This window comes from Streptomyces sp. NBC_01283 (genome assembly GCF_041435335.1).
In the GTDB taxonomy this organism is placed as follows: Bacteria; Actinomycetota; Actinomycetes; order Streptomycetales; family Streptomycetaceae; genus Streptomyces.
In genome coordinates this window covers 1,031,445-1,047,453 of record NZ_CP108430.1, presented here as the reverse complement: position 1 = coordinate 1,047,453, position 16,009 = coordinate 1,031,445, and the positions used below count along the sequence as shown (strand labels likewise).

General features: G+C 68.6%; 13 protein-coding genes. 9 read left to right on the top strand and 4 right to left on the bottom strand.

The window, feature by feature from the left end:
* Window positions 1-35: 35 nt before the first annotated feature.
* Both OG302_RS04915 and OG302_RS04910 read right to left on the bottom strand, forming a co-directional pair.
* Window positions 36-659: a hypothetical protein gene (locus OG302_RS04915; protein ID WP_371525571.1), complete on the bottom strand. Its 624-nt coding sequence runs from the start codon at window positions 657-659 to the stop codon at window positions 36-38.
* A gap of 92 nt (window positions 660-751) precedes the next feature.
* Window positions 752-1,813 (bottom strand): methyltransferase, encoded by a 1,062-nt coding sequence (locus OG302_RS04910; RefSeq protein ID WP_371525570.1) that lies wholly within the window; start codon window positions 1,811-1,813, stop codon window positions 752-754.
* Between the two features lie 201 nt (window positions 1,814-2,014).
* On the opposite strand from OG302_RS04910, the gene OG302_RS04905 reads away from it, so the two are divergent.
* The 5 genes from OG302_RS04905 to OG302_RS04885 all read left to right on the top strand — a co-directional run bounded on the left by OG302_RS04905 (window position 2,015) and on the right by OG302_RS04885 (window position 7,109).
* Complete coding sequence (locus OG302_RS04905; protein ID WP_371525569.1) at window positions 2,015-3,007, top strand: GlxA family transcriptional regulator; 993 nt, start codon at window positions 2,015-2,017, stop codon at window positions 3,005-3,007.
* A 129-nt stretch (window positions 3,008-3,136) separates the two neighbouring features.
* The gene (locus OG302_RS04900) at window positions 3,137-3,781 is read left to right on the top strand and encodes a cysteine hydrolase family protein (RefSeq protein WP_371525568.1); all 645 of its coding nucleotides are present in this window, start codon (window positions 3,137-3,139) and stop codon (window positions 3,779-3,781) included.
* Between the two features lie 173 nt (window positions 3,782-3,954).
* Entirely contained in the window at window positions 3,955-4,032 is a 78-nt protein-coding gene (locus OG302_RS04895) for a 50S ribosomal protein bL37 (RefSeq protein ID WP_370443954.1), read from the top strand.
* A gap of 120 nt (window positions 4,033-4,152) precedes the next feature.
* On the top strand, window positions 4,153-4,563 hold the full coding sequence (locus OG302_RS04890; protein WP_371525567.1) for a VOC family protein: 411 nt from the start codon (window positions 4,153-4,155) through the stop codon (window positions 4,561-4,563).
* 152 nt (window positions 4,564-4,715) lie between these two features.
* The gene (locus OG302_RS04885; protein ID WP_371525566.1) at window positions 4,716-7,109 is read left to right on the top strand and encodes an ATP-binding cassette domain-containing protein; all 2,394 of its coding nucleotides are present in this window, start codon (window positions 4,716-4,718) and stop codon (window positions 7,107-7,109) included.
* Between the two features lie 324 nt (window positions 7,110-7,433).
* Here OG302_RS04885 and OG302_RS04880 read toward each other — a convergent pair whose 3' ends face one another.
* Complete coding sequence (locus OG302_RS04880; protein WP_371525565.1) at window positions 7,434-7,616, bottom strand: hypothetical protein; 183 nt, start codon at window positions 7,614-7,616, stop codon at window positions 7,434-7,436.
* Window positions 7,617-8,278: 662 nt separating this feature from the next.
* Entirely contained in the window at window positions 8,279-8,569 is a 291-nt protein-coding gene (locus OG302_RS04875; RefSeq protein WP_371525564.1) for a hypothetical protein, read from the bottom strand.
* Between the two features lie 396 nt (window positions 8,570-8,965).
* Between OG302_RS04875 and OG302_RS04870 the strand changes: the two genes are divergently transcribed.
* The 4 genes from OG302_RS04870 to OG302_RS04855 all read left to right on the top strand — a co-directional run bounded on the left by OG302_RS04870 (window position 8,966) and on the right by OG302_RS04855 (window position 16,009).
* Window positions 8,966-10,525, top strand: coding sequence for an alpha/beta hydrolase (locus OG302_RS04870; RefSeq protein WP_371525563.1), 1,560 nt, complete (start codon window positions 8,966-8,968; stop codon window positions 10,523-10,525).
* 360 nt (window positions 10,526-10,885) lie between these two features.
* Window positions 10,886-12,049: an acetyl-CoA carboxylase biotin carboxylase subunit family protein gene (locus OG302_RS04865; protein ID WP_371525562.1), complete on the top strand. Its 1,164-nt coding sequence runs from the start codon at window positions 10,886-10,888 to the stop codon at window positions 12,047-12,049.
* Between the two features lie 244 nt (window positions 12,050-12,293).
* The gene (locus tag OG302_RS04860) at window positions 12,294-15,032 is read left to right on the top strand and encodes an alpha/beta fold hydrolase (protein ID WP_371525561.1); all 2,739 of its coding nucleotides are present in this window, start codon (window positions 12,294-12,296) and stop codon (window positions 15,030-15,032) included.
* Window positions 15,033-15,046: 14 nt separating this feature from the next.
* Window positions 15,047-16,009 (top strand): NAD-dependent epimerase/dehydratase family protein, encoded by a 963-nt coding sequence (locus OG302_RS04855; protein WP_371525560.1) that lies wholly within the window; start codon window positions 15,047-15,049, stop codon window positions 16,007-16,009.

The following is a 16,009-nucleotide window of genomic DNA, read 5'->3' as shown; positions in this document are numbered from 1 at the left end:
TGCCGACGAGCATCAGCGGCCGCCACCGGCCCGGGTCACCCGGTGATGGACCCCGTGAACTCCGGAAAGTCCAGGTTGAGTTCCTCGCTGTTGCGCTGCACCGTGACGACGATCTTCTTCCCGTACTTCGTCTCGAGCGCGTTGTCGTTCGTCTTGGTGGCCGACACCCCGGGAGCCAGTCGCCCCTGGAGCGGCTCGGCCCCCTTCTCGAACGCGGTCTGCGCGGCCTCGCCGCCGTTCGTGGCGCCCTCGATGATGAGGGACAAGTCATCGAGGGCGACGGCGGACTTGCCGGAGTTCGTCAGCTTCAGCCGCACACGGAAGTCGGTGTTGCCGGGCTCGGCGGACTCCATCAGCTCGGCGTCGTAGTCCTTGAACACCTTCGCCTCGGTGACGGACACCTTCAGGCCGTCGGGCCAGGTGTAGGACTCGCCGAACTCCAGGCCCGTCGCCTTCTCCTCGCTCCCGTCCGCTTCGCTGCCGGCACCCTCCTCGGAGCAGTGCTTCGTCCAGTCGGCCTGACTGATGTCCTCATCGGCGCAGTCGACCTTCTTGGCCGCCGCCCCCTTCGAGTCGTCCGACGGCTTCGAGTCGGCCGCGTCGCCGCCACCGTCACTGCCGCCGCACGCGGTCAGAGCGGCCAGAAGCATGGCGGCCACAGCCGCAGTAGCGCGAACGCGCATATGTCCCCCCGAGGTTGAGCCAGCCGGAACACGGTAGGTCATATGCGGTTGAAATATGGAGGATGTGATCAGGTCGTGATGCGGGCCGCTGTCGCCTCGATGAGGCAGAACGGATCCGCCTGCGCCAGCGGGGTCACCGCCGTGAGGGTCAGGCCTGCCTCGTGGCAGAGGTTCTCGAAGTCGGGACGCGTGCGTTCCCTGCCGCCCACGTTCACCATCATGTTGAGGTCGGTCAGGTACGTGAGTCCGGCGGTCTCGGTGTCGACGACCTCGGGCAGGACCGGCTCCACGATCAGTACGCGTCCCGCGGGCGGCAGTACCTCGCGGCAGTGGCGCAGGATCGAGGCGGCCTGTTCGTCCGGCCAGTCGTGCAGGATGCTCTTCATCAGGTAGACGTCGGAGCCTTCGGGAACCGAGCGGAAGAAGTCTCCGGCCACCAAGGAGCATCGCGTCGTGAGCCCGTGGCGCTCCAGCGTCGCCGAGGCCTGGGCCAGGCCCTCCTCGGTGTCGTGAATGACGCCCGTCAGGGCCGGGTGCTCGCGGAGTACGGCGCTCAGCAACGTGCCGTCCCCGCCACCGACGTCGGTCACCGTGGTGAAGCGGCCGAAGTCGAAGGCGCGCGGCAGGGCCGCCGCGGCTGCCCTGACCGCCTGGCCCATGGCCGCGTTGAACTCCGCGGACAGGTCCGGGACCTCCTTGAGGTAACTGAAGAAGTCCTTCCCGAAGATGGCGTCGAACGCGACGTCACCGGTCCGGACGCTGTCGTCCAGGTGCTCCCAGGCGCGCAGCATCGTCGGCTCGGTGAACATCCGTACGAGCGAGGTGATCGAGCCGGGCCGCCCGGGGTCAAGGATGGCTCCCGCGGGGGTCACCGAGAAGGAGCCCGCGGTGTGTTCACGCAGCAGGCCGAGGCTCGCCAGCGCCCGAAGGAGCCTGGTCATGGGCTGGGGGCGCGCTCCGGCGTCGGCGGCCACTTCGGCGGCCGACCGCTCCTTGTCGCCGATCAGCTCCATCACCCGCAGCCGGACGGCCGCGCGGACGGTCTGCGCGGCCAGGCTTCCGAACACGAGCTGGGCGACCAGGTCACGGACGCCCTCGGTGTCGTTCGCAGTGGTGTCGTCGTTCGCCATCGTTGGTTCCCCTCGGTTCGCCGGGCAGCCGGTGTGCCGCTCGGTGCCCCGACTCTGCCGATGCCGGGCAGCGGCCGTCTTGGACGAATGTTCCCGGCGGCGCGGCAGCGCGACGAGTCGTCCACCGGTCGTATGAGGCATGTCCGGATGTGACAGAGAACCGTCATTGCGGCCATGGGTGGGGGCGGTGAGGATGGGGTCATGCCCACTCCGCACCGTGTCGTCATCGCGGTCTTCCCCGATGCCGACCTCCTCGACGTCACCGGCCCGGCCGAGGTCTTCGCGCTGGCCAACCGGGAGACCGCGGGCCGTGCCGGCTACCAGGTCCGCCTCGCCGGGCCGGTCGCCGGCGAGGTCCGTACGTCGGCCGGGGTGCGGCTGATCGCCGACCTGGGCTTCGACGAGGTGCGCGGACAGGTGGACACCCTGCTGGTGCCCGGCGCGGTCGACATGACCGAGGAGGGCCCGGTCGCCCGCATCGACGCGGACGTCGTGGAGTGGGTGAAGGCGACCGCCCCGCAGGCCCGCCGAGTGGCATCGGTGTGCGTGGGCGCGCACGTGCTGGCGGCGGCCGGGCTCCTCGACGGGAAGACGGCGACCACCCACTGGTCGACCGCCGCCCAACTCGCGGCCGAGCACCCGGCCGTCACGGTCGACCCGGACCCCATCTTCGTACGCACCGACCGGGGCCGGCTGTGGACCGGGGCCGGGATCAGTGCCTGCCTGGACCTCGCCCTGGCGCTCGTGGCCGAGGACCAGGGGGAGGACGTGGCCCTGTCGGTGGCCCGGCAGCTGGTCATGTACCTCAAGCGCCAGGGCGGTCAGAGTCAGTTCTCCGTGCCGCTCAGCCGTCCCGCGTCCGCCCGCCGCGACATCGACGCACTGCGGCTGTGGATCGCCGAGCACCTCGACGAGGACCTGTCGGCGGCGGCGCTCGCGGCCCGCATGTGCCTGAGCGAGCGGCACTTCGCCCGGGTGTTCAAACAGGAGACGGGCACCAGCCCCGCTGACTACGTGGAGGCCGCCCGCGTGGAGGTGGCGCGCCGCCTCCTGGAGACCGGCGACGGTCCGCTCGGCCAGGTCGCGACCGCCGCCGGGCTCGGCTCCGTGGAGACGCTGCACCGGGCGTTCAACCGGCAGCTCGCCACCACACCGGCGGCCTACCGCCGCCGCTTCCGCATCCAGACCCCCTGACCCTCTTCACCCCCGGCCCACCCCTCCCCGGCACCCGCGCCATCCCTCGGGCACACAGGCGAGCCCTGCGGCTTCGCCATGCCCACTCACCGCGCAACACCGAACACCACACGCGAAAGGCACTCACCCATGAGCACGTACACGAATCAGTCCTCCACGGACCAGCCCTCCACGACCCTGCGCGACGTGATCGGCCTGGACAGCCAGCCGCCCCGGCTGAGCGAATCCGCACTGATCCTGATCGACTTCCAGAACACCTACCGCACCGGCGTCATGGCCCTGGACGGCGCCGAGGAGGCACTCGCGGCCGGGGCCCGCCTCCTGGAGCGCGCCCGTGCCGCGGGCACCCCGGTCGTCCACATCCTCAACGACGGCGGCGAAGGCACCCCCTACGACATCAGCGCCCACATCGGGGCCATCAGCGACGAGGTCGCCCCGGTGGACGGCGAGGCGGTCGTCGTCAAGCAGTTCCCCAACTCCTTCCACGCCACCGAGCTGGAAAAGACGCTGACCGACCTGGGCATCGCCCCGGGCAGCGGCAAGGACCTGGTGCTCGCCGGGTTCATGACACACATGTGCGTCAACTACACCGCCCAGGGCGCCTTCAACCTCGGGTACCGCCCCACCGTCGTCGCCGAAGCCACTGCCACCCGCGCCCTTGCCGCCCCCGACGGCACCGTCCTGCCCGCCGCCGCGCTGCAGACCGCGGCCCTGACCACCATCACCGACCTGTTCGGCACCGTCGTCGCCACCGTCGAAGCGATCCCTGCCTGAGCCTTCCGTCCCCGGGCGCGCGGCCGGGTGCGCGGCGTCGAGGGGAGCAGATCACCACATGTGGTGTGCGTCGTGACGTAGGCCACGTCATTACCAGGCGTTGTTCTGGGTAGGGGGCGCATGATCGCCTGGGCTCGTGCCCGGGAAGCACCACGGGAACCACGGAGGTATCCATGTCCTCGAAGCGACGTCGCAAGAAGAAGGCCCGCCGCAAGAACGGCGCGAACCACGGCAGCCGTCCCCAGTCCTGACGACGGGCGCGGCGATCGGGGGCGGCACCATGCGGTGCCGCCCCCGAGGCATTTCCCGGTGACCGGACCGGTCAGGATTCGAGAAGCGCGGGCCCGAGCGCCGCGCCTAGCGTGAGGTCCATGGACGTCACCCTTCTCGCGAGCTTCCTCCCGCACAGCGACCCGGACGCCTCCCTCGCCTTCTATCGGGACATCCTCGGCTTCGAGGTCCGCCACGACATCGGCCACGACGGGATGCGCTGGATCACCGTCGGCCCCGCCGGCCGACCCGGCACCTCCCTCGTCCTGCGGCCGCCCGCCGCCGACCCCGGCATCACCGCCGCCGAGCGCCGCACCATCGACGAGATGATGGCCAAGGGAACCTACGCCGGCATCCTCCTGGCCACGGCAGACCTGGACGGCACCTTCGCGCGGCTGCGGGCCATGGACGCGGAGATCGTCCAGGAGCCGACCGAGCAGCCCTACGGCGTACGCGACTGCGCCGTGCGCGACCCCGCCGGGAACCTCCTCCGCATCCAGGAGCTGCGCTGAAGGCAGCCACCGCTAAGCGGAAGGACAGAGATCCGTTGCCGCGGCCACGCCGACGAAGTAGAACCTGACGTAGCGCTCGGCGATGATCAGATCGAGTCAGGCGACACCGACGGAGACCGCGCGGGCGGCTCCGCCCGACAGATGGAGACACCATGAGCCCGGCCAAGAGAAGAACCACCCAGTCGCCTGAGCTCCATGCCGCCGACAGCCACGACCTGATCCGTGTGCACGGCGCGCGCGTGAACAATCTCAAGGACGTCAGCATCGAGCTCCCCAAGCGACGCCTGACGGTGTTCACCGGTGTCTCCGGCTCGGGCAAGAGCTCCCTGGTGTTCAGCACGATCGCCGCGGAGTCGCAGCGGATGATCAACGAGACCTACAGCGCGTTCGTGCAGGGCTTCATGCCGACGCCGGCGCGCCCCGAAGTCGACGTACTCGACGGCCTGACGACCGCGATCATCGTCGACCAGCAGCGGATGGGCGCCGACCCCCGCTCCACGGTCGGCACCGCCACCGACGCCAACGCGATGCTGCGCATCCTCTTCAGCCGCCTCGGCAAGCCGCAGATCGGCCCGCCCAGCGCGTACTCCTTCAACACCGCATCGGTCCGGGCGAGCGGCGGGATCACCGTCGAACGCGGTGACGCCAAGACCAAGACCGTGAAGGCGACCTTCCACCGCACCGGCGGCATGTGCACGCGCTGCGAGGGCCGGGGCTCGGTCTCCGACATCGATCTCACCCAGCTCTACGACGACTCGAAGTCGCTCTCCGAGGGCGCGTTCACCATCCCCGGCTGGAAGTCGGACAGCCAGTGGACCGTGCAGGTCTACGCCCAGTCCGGCTTCGTCGACCCGGACAAGCCGATCCGCAAGTACACCAAGAAGGAACTGCGGGACTTCCTCTACGGGGAGCCGGTCAAGGTCAAGGTCAACGGCGTCAACCTCACCTACGAAGGTCTGATCCCCAAGATCCAGAAGTCGTTCCTCTCCAAGGACAAGGAGGGAATGCAGCCGCACATCCGGGCCTTCGTGGAGCGGGCGGTCACCTTCTCCACCTGCCCCGAATGCGACGGCACCCGGCTCAGTGAAGGGGCCCGGTCCTCGAAGATCAAGAGGATCAGCATCGCCGACGCCTGCGCCATGGAGATCCGCGACCTGGCCGAGTGGGTGCGAGGGCTCAAGGAGCCGTCGGTGGCGCCGCTGCTGACCGCGCTGCAGCAGACCCTCGACTCGTTCGTGGAGATCGGCCTGGGCTACCTCTCCCTTGACCGCCCCGCGGGCACGCTGTCGGGCGGCGAGGCACAGCGCGTCAAGATGATCCGCCACCTCGGTTCCTCGCTCACCGATGTCACGTACGTCTTCGACGAGCCGACCATCGGTCTGCACCCCCATGACATCGAGCGGATGAACAAGCTGTTGCTGCGGCTGCGGGACAAGGGCAACACGGTGCTGGTCGTCGAGCACAAGCCCGAGGCCATCGCGATCGCCGACCACGTCGTGGACCTCGGCCCCGGTGCCGGTACGGCGGGCGGTGCCGTCTGTTTCGAGGGCACCGTCGACGGGCTGCGGGCGAGCGACACCGTCACCGGCCGCCACCTCGACGACCGTGCCACGCTCAAGGAGACGGTCCGGGAACCTTCCGGCTCGCTGGAGATCCGCGGCGCCACCCGCCACAACCTGCAGGGCGTCGACGTCGACGTCCCGCTCGGTGTGCTGTGCGTCGTCACCGGCGTCGCGGGCTCCGGCAAGAGCTCACTGATCCACGGCTCGGTCCCCGCGTCCGCGGGCGTCATCTCGGTCGACCAGGCGCCCATCAAGGGGTCGCGGCGCAGCAATCCGGCGACGTACACCGGACTGCTCGACCCGATCCGCAAGGCGTTCGCCAAGGCCAACGACGTGAAGCCGGCGCTGTTCAGCGCCAACTCCGAGGGTGCCTGCCCCGTGTGCAACGGCGCGGGCGTCATCTACACCGACCTGGGGATCATGGCCAGTGTCGAGTCCCCCTGCGAGGACTGCGAGGGGAAGCGGTTCCAGCCCGCGGTCCTCGAATACACCTTCGGCGGCCGGGACATCAGCGAGGTGCTCGCGATGTCGGTGGCCGAGGCGGCTGAGTTCTTCGGCGAGGGCGAGGCGCGTACGCCTGCCGCGCACAAGATCCTGGAGCGGCTCGACGACGTGGGGCTCGGCTATCTCACCCTGGGCCAGCCGCTCACCACGCTGTCCGGCGGCGAGCGGCAGCGGCTCAAGCTGGCCACCCACATGGCGGAGAAGGGTGGCGTGTACGTCCTGGACGAGCCGACCACCGGCCTGCACCTCGCCGATGTGGAGCAACTGCTCGGGCTGCTCGACCGGCTCGTGGAGTCCGGCAAGTCGGTGATCGTCATCGAGCACCATCAGGCAGTCATGGCGCACGCCGACTGGATCATCGACCTCGGCCCCGGGGCGGGCCACGACGGCGGCAAGATCGTCTTCGAGGGCACGCCCGCGGATCTCGTGGCCGACCGCTCCACGCTCACGGGAGAGCACCTCGCGGCGTACATCAGCTGATCCGCAGCAATCGCCTCTGTGGCCGCGCGCATGCTTTGTTGTATTGGCCCGCGGTCGCTTGGCGGCCGCCGGCACGGAGAAATGGCGGCGTCTGGGCAGAGAATATGGATCGACAGGCTTCCGCGCAGCTTACTTGCATAAACTCGTCACTCAATCGAGTGTCACAGTTTGAAAAGCGACACTGCCGATGAGGGTCAGCGTTGAGTAGTCGCGAGCAGGTTGCGATGTTGTGTGCAAAGAGTTGCGCTCAAAAGGAACTTGAACAGGTGGCGATCGTGGGCCGACGCGCGGTAGGCCCACGTCACCTCTTGGCTAGGGGAGGAACTAGGTGTCGGATCCTGTGCGGTTCAGCCTCCTCCCCATCCGCCGGGCGGCTCGGGAGGCCAGCCGGACGAGGAGTGCGGCCTCGGGCACGAGGGCGCACGCGAAGGTGGCGAAGTCACCTGCGTCCGCCGAGTTGTCGATGATCCGGCCCAGCAACTCCGCACACTGCAGTGCTGTGTTCATCGCTCTCCGCGAGCGATCATGGTCGCGGCCGTCCCCTTCGGGGCGGTCGTCGTCGGCTGGATCGATCGGTCGACGTTCGGGCATAGGGCGTCACTGTTCTATGTCGGAGGTCGGCACTCCTGGGCCCCTGGGCAAGGAGTAAGTCCCAGGAGTGCCGGCGCACAGCCATTCTGCGCGTTACACCTGCCAACGACGCTCGGGCACGATGGGTACCGAACCGGCGCTCGGCTTCTCTCGTTTGGGTATGAATTCGAAGACCGCACACAGACGGTCCATCGAGTCAGTAATCTGCATCTGACGTTCCCTTGAGCCCGTGGCATGCGCATGCCACGGGCTTAATGCCGGACGCGGACGAAATCCTGCAGGTTCCGGGAGCGGAAAGGATCGTTGGACTGCGCATGAGCGATGCGGGGAACGGGGTGCCTTCACCACGGCCACCCCGTGCCGGGACGAGGACCGGTGGTGGGGAGGCTGCTTCGCAATCCCCGATCTACGACGCGTTGGTACGCGAATGGCAGGCGCAGGACCGGGAAGTGCCGCGTACGCCCGCCCCGCGCTCGCGCTGGGAACGCGTCGACCCGCAGGATCTGTTCCACCGAGGCTGACCGGCCGCCGCTGACGTCGCCGCCGCGGGCGGATACGGGGTGCGCACCCGCGTCGCGTCACGTGAGCGGCATCGCGTGCCGGGCATGGGTGTTGAGCCAGCGGCAGATCGCGAGGGCGACGGTGTCGTCGAGTGTGCTCAGTGCGTCGATGGCCTTGGTGTCGTCGGGGTGGGGAGGAATCCCGGCCGTGGTGAGCGTCGCGTGCAGGCTCAGACGGTGCCGGTCGCGGGGTGTGAGCACGGTCGGGGCGGCCATGTCCAGACGCTGCGTCGGGTCCGGCGGAGGCAGCAGGAAGTCGGCCTCCGCATCCCAGTTGACGGTCGGCAGGATGGTGGCGGGTGAAGTCATGGCGGCTTCCTCACGACGTGCGGGCAATGCCTGTGTCGGACAGGAAGCGGTCGGGCGGCCGTCTGGTTGCACCCGGCCCGCCAAGCCACCCGAACGCGGTAATCGCCGGGCGCTGCGACCATGTCGGCTGTTCACGGCGGGGAGTTGGGCGGCGTCGCCCGTGGACGCCGGGTTCTGAGCGGCTGGTTGCTCTGAGCCCCCGACCCACGTACTCCTCCCGAGGGAGTAGACGCATGGCCCCTGTGTGGCACGTGAGGCGGAGTCACTCGGGCCTCCGGGATGAGTCGCGCGGCGGCTGGACGGGACAACATCGCTCATGTCCCGCAATATCCCTGCCCATGGGGCCCCTTGGAGCCCATCGAGGTTTACCAGGGGCCCACCGGAAGGATCGTCCGCATGCAAAGAAGACCGCTCGTACCGCTGCTTGCCGTGAGCGTGATGGCGGCTCTGGCCCCCGGCCTCGCCGCCACTCCGGCCACCGCAAGCCCGTCCGCCTCTACGGCTCCCTCCGCTGCTGCCTCCTCGTCGTCAGTCCCTACGGAGGCCGGGGCCCTGCGTCCGTACACCCGGCAGAAACCGGTCTGGGGGCGGTGTGGCGGGAACACTCCCGCAGCCCTCCAGTGCGCGACCCTGAAGGTTCCGCTGGACTACCGCGCCCCCGGCGGGAAGAAGATCGACATCGCGATATCCCGGCTCAGGACCAGCGCCCCCGGCAAACGCCATGGCGTGCTGCTCTCGAACCCGGGCGGGCCCGGCGGCCCCGGTCTTGAGATGCCGCTGGAGCTCGACGAAGCGCTGCCGCGGAAGGTGAAGGAGCGGTACGACCTCATCGGGTTCGACCCGCGGGGAGTCGGCCGCAGCACACCCGTCCAATGCGGCCTCGACGCCGAGGACAACACGGTGCTGCGCCCGCTGCGGACATTCGACAAGAACGCCCTCTGGGCCAAGAGCGTTGCCGACAAGTGCCGTTCGAAGGCGGGGGACACCCTCCCGTACATCACCACCCGCAACACCGCGCGTGACATGGACGTCCTGCGAGCGGTCCTGGGCGAGCGGAAGATCTCGTACTACGGAGTCTCGTACGGCACTGCCCTCGGCGCCGTCTACACGCAGATGTTCCCCCGGCGTGCCGACCGCTTCGTCCTCGACAGTGCCGTCGACCCGAAGCGGGCGTGGCGCGGGATGTTCCAGGTCTGGGCCCCGGAGGCCGAGCGGGCGTTCCAGCGGTGGACGAAGTGGACCGCCGCACACGACGCCACCTACGGCCTCGGTGACACACCGGGCGCGGTGAGCAAGAGCTTCTGGGACGTGGTCGCCAGGGCGGACCGGGATCCCATCGAGTTCGACGGGGTGCCGCTCGACGGCGCCGGGGTGCGGGCCCTGGTGCGACGGGACTTCTACACCGTCCGCGACGCGGCCGAGCGGGTCGTGAAACTGAAGGAGGCCGCCGGGGGCAGGACGGCGAACGGCCCGGATGATCCCGAGCCTCCGGCGGAGGACGACATCTCGGCCGCCGTGACCGTGATGTGTGCTGACGGGCCCTGGCCGCGCGACCCCGAGACGTACCACCGGGACTTGATTCGTGACGCGGTCCGCTATCCGCTGTACGGGGACTTCGCCTCGGGCATCATGCCCTGCGCCTTCTGGGACAAGCCTGTTGAGCCCGCCACCGCGGTGAACAACGAGGTCCCGGCGCTGATCGTGCAGAACGAGTGGGACTCGCAGACCCCGCTGGTCACCGCGCGCGCCATGCACCGTCAGCTGAAGGGCTCGCGCTTGGTGACGGTCGACGAGGGGGAGGGCCACGGCGTCTACTCCACGAACCCGTGCGCGGACTCCGCTGCTGACTCCTACCTGGCCACCGGCAGGCTCCCCGCCGCCGACGTGACCTGCCGGGCGACCGGGGGCGAGCGGCGCGCCGCCTCCTCGCTCCCGGCCCCGGGACCTCTGGGCTGACCGCCCGAGGGGTTTTCCGGCAGCGACCGGAGCGGGTGCCTGAGCGGGTGGCGGCCACCGCCACCCGCTCAGGCACATCTCGTACATGGAACCCTTGCTTGCCTTCTCTTCCCCATGCGGTGCCATATGGGGCTTTGTTTACTTGTACCGGTCGAATTAAGCAGGCGGTGGCGCGGTGAATTTGCTCCACTGGGCTGGCGCGGAATGAATCATTCCATGCCTATTCGACTAAAGCTTTACTTGTGAGTTAAATCACATCTCAACTGACAAACGATCATGACTGCGCATATCCACATGCCTGTTACGGGTGTGACAGGATGCGTCGAGTTGGTTGGCTAGCTTTATTTCGGGGAGACAAGCATGCCGACGATGATTGTTATCGGATACAGGGACGATCTCGACCAGGCACTCCTGCGCAGAGGGTTGGATCCCTGCTATATAGTGCAGGCGCCCGCGAGCGCGCCAGAGGGGCGACGCTTCAAGCGGGTCGCCGACATTGAGAACGCTCAGGAAGTATTGCGAGCAGTGCTCTCCGCGCATGTTGATGATGTGGCAGGAGTGCTCACCGTTCATGAAATGGGTGTCTTTTGTGCCGCCTATGTGCGGCGGCAGTTGAACCTCCCTGGAAATATGGACTCAGGAGCAGCCCTCTATTTCCGGGACAAGTATCTTCAGAAGAGCAAGCTGCCGCCGCACATCCAGCGGGCGCAGTGCCGGTACGTCACGAAGGACACTGCATTCCTGGAGCTCTCCAGGGACCTGGGGGACGTCTTCGTGATCAAGCCGGCGATCGGAGCCGGCTCGCTGCGCACGAGCATCGTTCGATCTTCCGAAGAGTATGCGCGGGCCCTGGAGCTGTTCCCGGGCCGGTCGGACGTCGAGATCGTCGCCGAGTCCTTCGTCGACGCCCCCGAGGTCTACATGGACGGCATCTGGAAGAACGGCCGTCTTCAGTGGTCGTCGATGAGCAGCAATCACATCTCACCGCTCAGTGCCGTGCAGGGCGGCATCCTGTCCGCGCACATCCTGGACCGCAGGCTGCGTCCGGAACTGTTCCGGCAGGCCGAGGAGCTCGCCGGGCAGGCGCTGGAGAGTCTCGGCGCACCTGACTGCGTATTCCACATGGAAGCCTTCGCGCGGGAAGCCGGTCTCACTTTCGGCGAATGCGCCATCCGGCTGCCGGGCGCGCTTTCCCCGCAGGTCAACCAATTGACTTTCGGCGTCGACCTCTTCGACGTGGAAATAAGCCTGGCCCTCGGCGAGGAGCCGGCGCAGGTCCCGGACATTCGTGTTCCCGACCGGTTCTACGGATACATCCTCCTGCGCCGTCCGAGCGACGGCACGTTGACCCAGCGAGATTTCGAGCGTCACTTCTCCTTCGACGAGATCAAATATCCTGTGTCGCCCGATGCGTCGATCGGTCCGTACGGCAGATACGGACAGGCGATCGTCTCCGACCCGGACGAACTGAAGCTGCAGAAGACGATCGACGAAATCGTCCGCTTCAACGAGGGCGGCGGCTGACGGGTACCGCCCATACCGCCGATCTGTAGGCGGTTTCCACGAGAATTTCTGGCCGCCAGAAATTCCGAGCTCGGCACGTTCCCCGTGGCCTCCCATGCGCCGAAGTGCGCCCGTGAGCCCGTGAGCCCGTGAGCCCGTGCGCCGACGTGCGCCCGGCGTGAGGACCGGCCCGCGCCGAATTGCCAGACATTCCCCCATCGCTTCCCAGTCATGGTGCTTTCTCTGATCGGAGGTCGTCATTCCTATGCCGGACCAACGTCATGCCTCGACGCTCCCGCAGCTGCTCGAAAGCGCGGCCCGGGACACATCGCGCGGCATCACCTTCATCGGCGGCTCCTTCCTCTCGTACGCCGAGTTGCGGGAGTGCGCCTGCCGGATCGCCCAAGGGCTGCGCGACGGCGGCACCGCCCCGGGCGAGCGCGTGCTCATCTCCGCCCACGACCCCGAGAGCTTCTTCCGTGCCTTCTGGGGGTGCGTCCTGGCCGGAGTCGTGCCCTGTCCGGTCGCGCCACCGGCCGACCCTTCCCGGTGGCGCACCCAACTGGAGCACCTGCGCACGCTCTTGGGCGACCCCTTGGTGATCGTGTCCAAGGAGTCCCAGGGCGACCTGCCCGAAGTCGGTCTGCGGGCAGTGACAGTGGAGGAGCTGAGTCATGCCGCTGCCGAGCACGCCCGGCTCCACGAGTCCGCCCCGGACGACCTCGCCGTACTGATGCTCACCTCGGGGTCCACCGGATCGAGCAAGGCGGTCAGACTCACCCACGCCAACCTCCTCGCGGCGCAGGCCGGGAAGGCGGGTGCGCTGGACCTGGGGCCCGACGACACGTCGCTGAACTGGATATCGGCCGACCACATCGCCGCGATCGAGGCGAACCTGCTCCCGATGTTCAACGGGGCCGACCAGGTCATGGCGACCCCGGCCACGGTGCTCGCGGACCCCGTGGAATTGCTCAGACTGGTCGCGGCCTATCAGGTGCGAGTGACGTTCACCCCCAACTTCCTGTTCGGACAGATCAACCAGGCCCTAGCCCAACGCCCCGTACCACCGGGGGAGTTGGATCTGTCGCAGGTGCGGCACATCATCTCCGGCGGCGAGGCCACCGTGACCGGCACCGTCCGGGCGTTCCTGGACGCCCTCGCCCCTCACGGCCTGCGCGAGGACGTGATCGTGCCCGCGTTCGGGATGACCGAGACGTGTGCGGGCAGCGTGTTCAACCGTGAATTCGCCGCCCGTGACCAGGAGACGGAGTTCCCTCCGCTGGGCCGTCCCGTACGGGGGCTGCGCATCCGCATCGTGGACGGCGACGGCACGGTCCTCGCCTCCAGCGACCGGCCCGCCACGGCCGAATCCGGTGAGGTGCAGCTGCGCGGCACGATGGTCACCGACGGCTATTTCGGCAATGAGCAGGCCACCGCCCAGGCATTCACCCCCGACGGCTGGTTCCGCACCGGCGACCTGGGACGCCTGGACGCCGAGGGCCGGTTGACGCTGGTCGGCCGGACCAAGGACTCCGTCATCGTGAACGGCGTCAACTACTACAGCCACGACCTCGAATCGGTCCTCGACGAGCTGGACGGCGTACGGCGGGGCCAGATCGCGGCCTTCCCGATCCGCCCCGAAGGCGCCGATTCGGAACAGCTCGCCGTCGCGTTCGTCCCCGCGGGCGATCCGGCCGACGACTCCGCCGTGTACCGGGCCCTCGTGGCGATCCGCAGCTCAACGGTGATGCACTGGGGATTTAGGCCCCAGCTGATCCTCCCCGTCGCCGAGGCGGACATCCCCCGCGGCAACCTCGGCAAGGTCCAGCGGTCGCGGCTGCGGACGGCCGTCGAGGCCGGCGCCCTGGACGCTGCCGTCCGCCGGTCCGACGAGGTGAGCACCCGCTTCCTCGGCGATTACGTGGCACCGGAGGGCGACGTCGAGACCGCCCTGGCCGCCATCTACGCCCGCGTCCTGAACACCGAGAAGGTTCCGACGACCGCCAGCTTCTTCGACCTGGGCGGCACATCGCTGGACGTGCTGCGGCTCAAGCTGGAGATACAGACCGAGTTCGGCATCGACGCCGTACCGATGTCCACGCTCCTGCAGGCCCCCAGCGTGCGCGCACTGGCCGTCCGTCTCGCCGCCGCACGGAGCGCCGACGCAGGTTCCGCCTACGACCCGCTGGTGCCCCTCCAGGTCACCGGCGACGGCACGCCGTTGTTCTGCGTCCACCCCGGCCTGGGGGAGGTGCTGGTGTTCGTCAACCTCGCCAAGTACTTCACCGGGGAGCGGCCGTTCTACGCGCTGCGGGCCCGTGGGTTCGGGCAGGGCGAGAGTCACTTCGCATCGTTCGACGACATGGTCACCACCTATGTGGAGGCGATCCGGCGGACCCAGCCGAGCGGACCGTACGCCGTGGCGGGGTACTCCTACGGCGCGGCCGTCGCGTTCGAGATCGCCAAGCGGATCGAGGCCGACGGCGACGAGGTCAAGTTCGTCGGGGTCTTCAACCTGCCGCCGAGCATCTCCGGGCGCATGAACGAGATCACCTTCACCGACGGCGCGATCAACCTGGCGCTGTTCCTGGAGCTGATCGCCCCCGCCGACATCGAAGGGCTGACCGCCACCCTGCGACCGCTGCCCGAAGCCGACCAACTGGCCTATCTCGTCGACCACGCGCCGAAGCGGCGGCTGATCGAACTCGACCTGACCGTCGAGCAGTTCACCACCTGGGTGCACCTGGCGCAGAACATGGTCCACCTGGGCCGGAGTTACGAACCCTCGGGGACCGTCGACGGCGTGCGCGTCTTCTACTGCACCCCGCTCAAGGGCACCAAGCAGGAGTGGCTCGACAACCAGTTGCGTCACTGGGACGACTTCACGCGCAACCCCAACCGGTACATCGAGGTCGACGGCGAGCACTACACCCTGATGAGCCCCCAGCACGTACAGACCTTCCAGGCAACGCTGCGGCACGAACTGAGCCTCGCGCTCGGCTAAGGACGGACACAGGAATGCAAGGCAAGAAGATTCTCGTCACGGGTGGCACCGGGCAGGTCGCGATGCCCGTCGCCGAAGCGCTCGCCCAGGACAACGAGGTGTGGTGTCCGGGCCGGTTCGGCGACCCGGCCGCCCGCAAGGCCCTGGAAGCAATGGGCGCGCACACCTTCACCTGGGACATGGCCACCGACACGCTGGACGACCTGCCGCGCGACTTCACCCACGTACTGCACTCGGCGGTGCACCGGGGCGACGGCACGGACTTCGCGGACACCGCCCGCGTCAACGCCGCGGGCACCGCACGGCTGATGACCCACTGCGCCACCGCGGAGGCGTTCCTGTACGTCTCGTCCGGGGTGGTCTACAACCGGGCCGACAGCACCCACCGCTACCGGGAGAGCGATGCCGTGGGCGGCGCGGTGCCCTGGCTGCCGACGTACCCGGTCGGCAAGCTCGCAGCCGAAGGAGTGGCGCGGGGCCTGGCCGAAGCGCTCGGGCTGCCGACGGTGATCGCCAGGCTCAACATCGCCTACGGCCCGTACGGCCACGGTGGTGTGCCCATGATCCTGTTCAAGCAGATGCGCGAGGGACAGCCCTGCGCAGTGCCCCGGCAAGGGCAGAACTACTGCAACCTGCTGCACACCGACGACCTCGTCCGGCAGGTGCCGCTGCTGTGGGGCGCGGCAGGGACGCCCGCACGGGTGGTGAACTGGGGCGGGGACGAGGAAGTCGGCATGACCGACCTCCTGGAGCACATGTCCGCGCTCACCGGCGTGCCGGTCCAGCTGGACCGCAGCGACTACAGCCGCGAGACCGCGCTCTTCGACCACGAGGTACGCCGGGGTCTGATCGGCGACTGCTCCGTCGACTGGAAGGACGGCATAGCCCGCACGCTGGCCGAGCTGTTCGAGGAGTACCGCGACCGCATCGAGGCCCACGCCGGCGAGCACGCGGCGGGGCGAGGAGTGGAGCACTGA

Bases quoted from the DNA above. Each gene is read 5' to 3' on its own strand.
- OG302_RS04910 (WP_371525570.1), bottom strand. From the start codon at position 1,813: ATGGCGAACGACGACACCACTGCGAACGACACCGAGGGCGTCCGTGAC.
- OG302_RS04905 (WP_371525569.1), top strand. From the start codon at position 2,015: ATGCCCACTCCGCACCGTGTCGTCATCGCGGTCTTCCCCGATGCCGAC.
- OG302_RS04900 (WP_371525568.1), top strand. From the start codon at position 3,137: ATGAGCACGTACACGAATCAGTCCTCCACGGACCAGCCCTCCACGACC.
- OG302_RS04895 (WP_370443954.1), top strand. From the start codon at position 3,955: ATGTCCTCGAAGCGACGTCGCAAGAAGAAGGCCCGCCGCAAGAACGGC.
- OG302_RS04890 (WP_371525567.1), top strand. From the start codon at position 4,153: ATGGACGTCACCCTTCTCGCGAGCTTCCTCCCGCACAGCGACCCGGAC.
- OG302_RS04885 (WP_371525566.1), top strand. From the start codon at position 4,716: ATGAGCCCGGCCAAGAGAAGAACCACCCAGTCGCCTGAGCTCCATGCC.
- OG302_RS04880 (WP_371525565.1), bottom strand. From the start codon at position 7,616: ATGAACACAGCACTGCAGTGTGCGGAGTTGCTGGGCCGGATCATCGAC.
- OG302_RS04875 (WP_371525564.1), bottom strand. From the start codon at position 8,569: ATGACTTCACCCGCCACCATCCTGCCGACCGTCAACTGGGATGCGGAG.
- OG302_RS04870 (WP_371525563.1), top strand. From the start codon at position 8,966: ATGCAAAGAAGACCGCTCGTACCGCTGCTTGCCGTGAGCGTGATGGCG.
- OG302_RS04865 (WP_371525562.1), top strand. From the start codon at position 10,886: ATGCCGACGATGATTGTTATCGGATACAGGGACGATCTCGACCAGGCA.
- OG302_RS04860 (WP_371525561.1), top strand. From the start codon at position 12,294: ATGCCGGACCAACGTCATGCCTCGACGCTCCCGCAGCTGCTCGAAAGC.
- OG302_RS04855 (WP_371525560.1), top strand. From the start codon at position 15,047: ATGCAAGGCAAGAAGATTCTCGTCACGGGTGGCACCGGGCAGGTCGCG.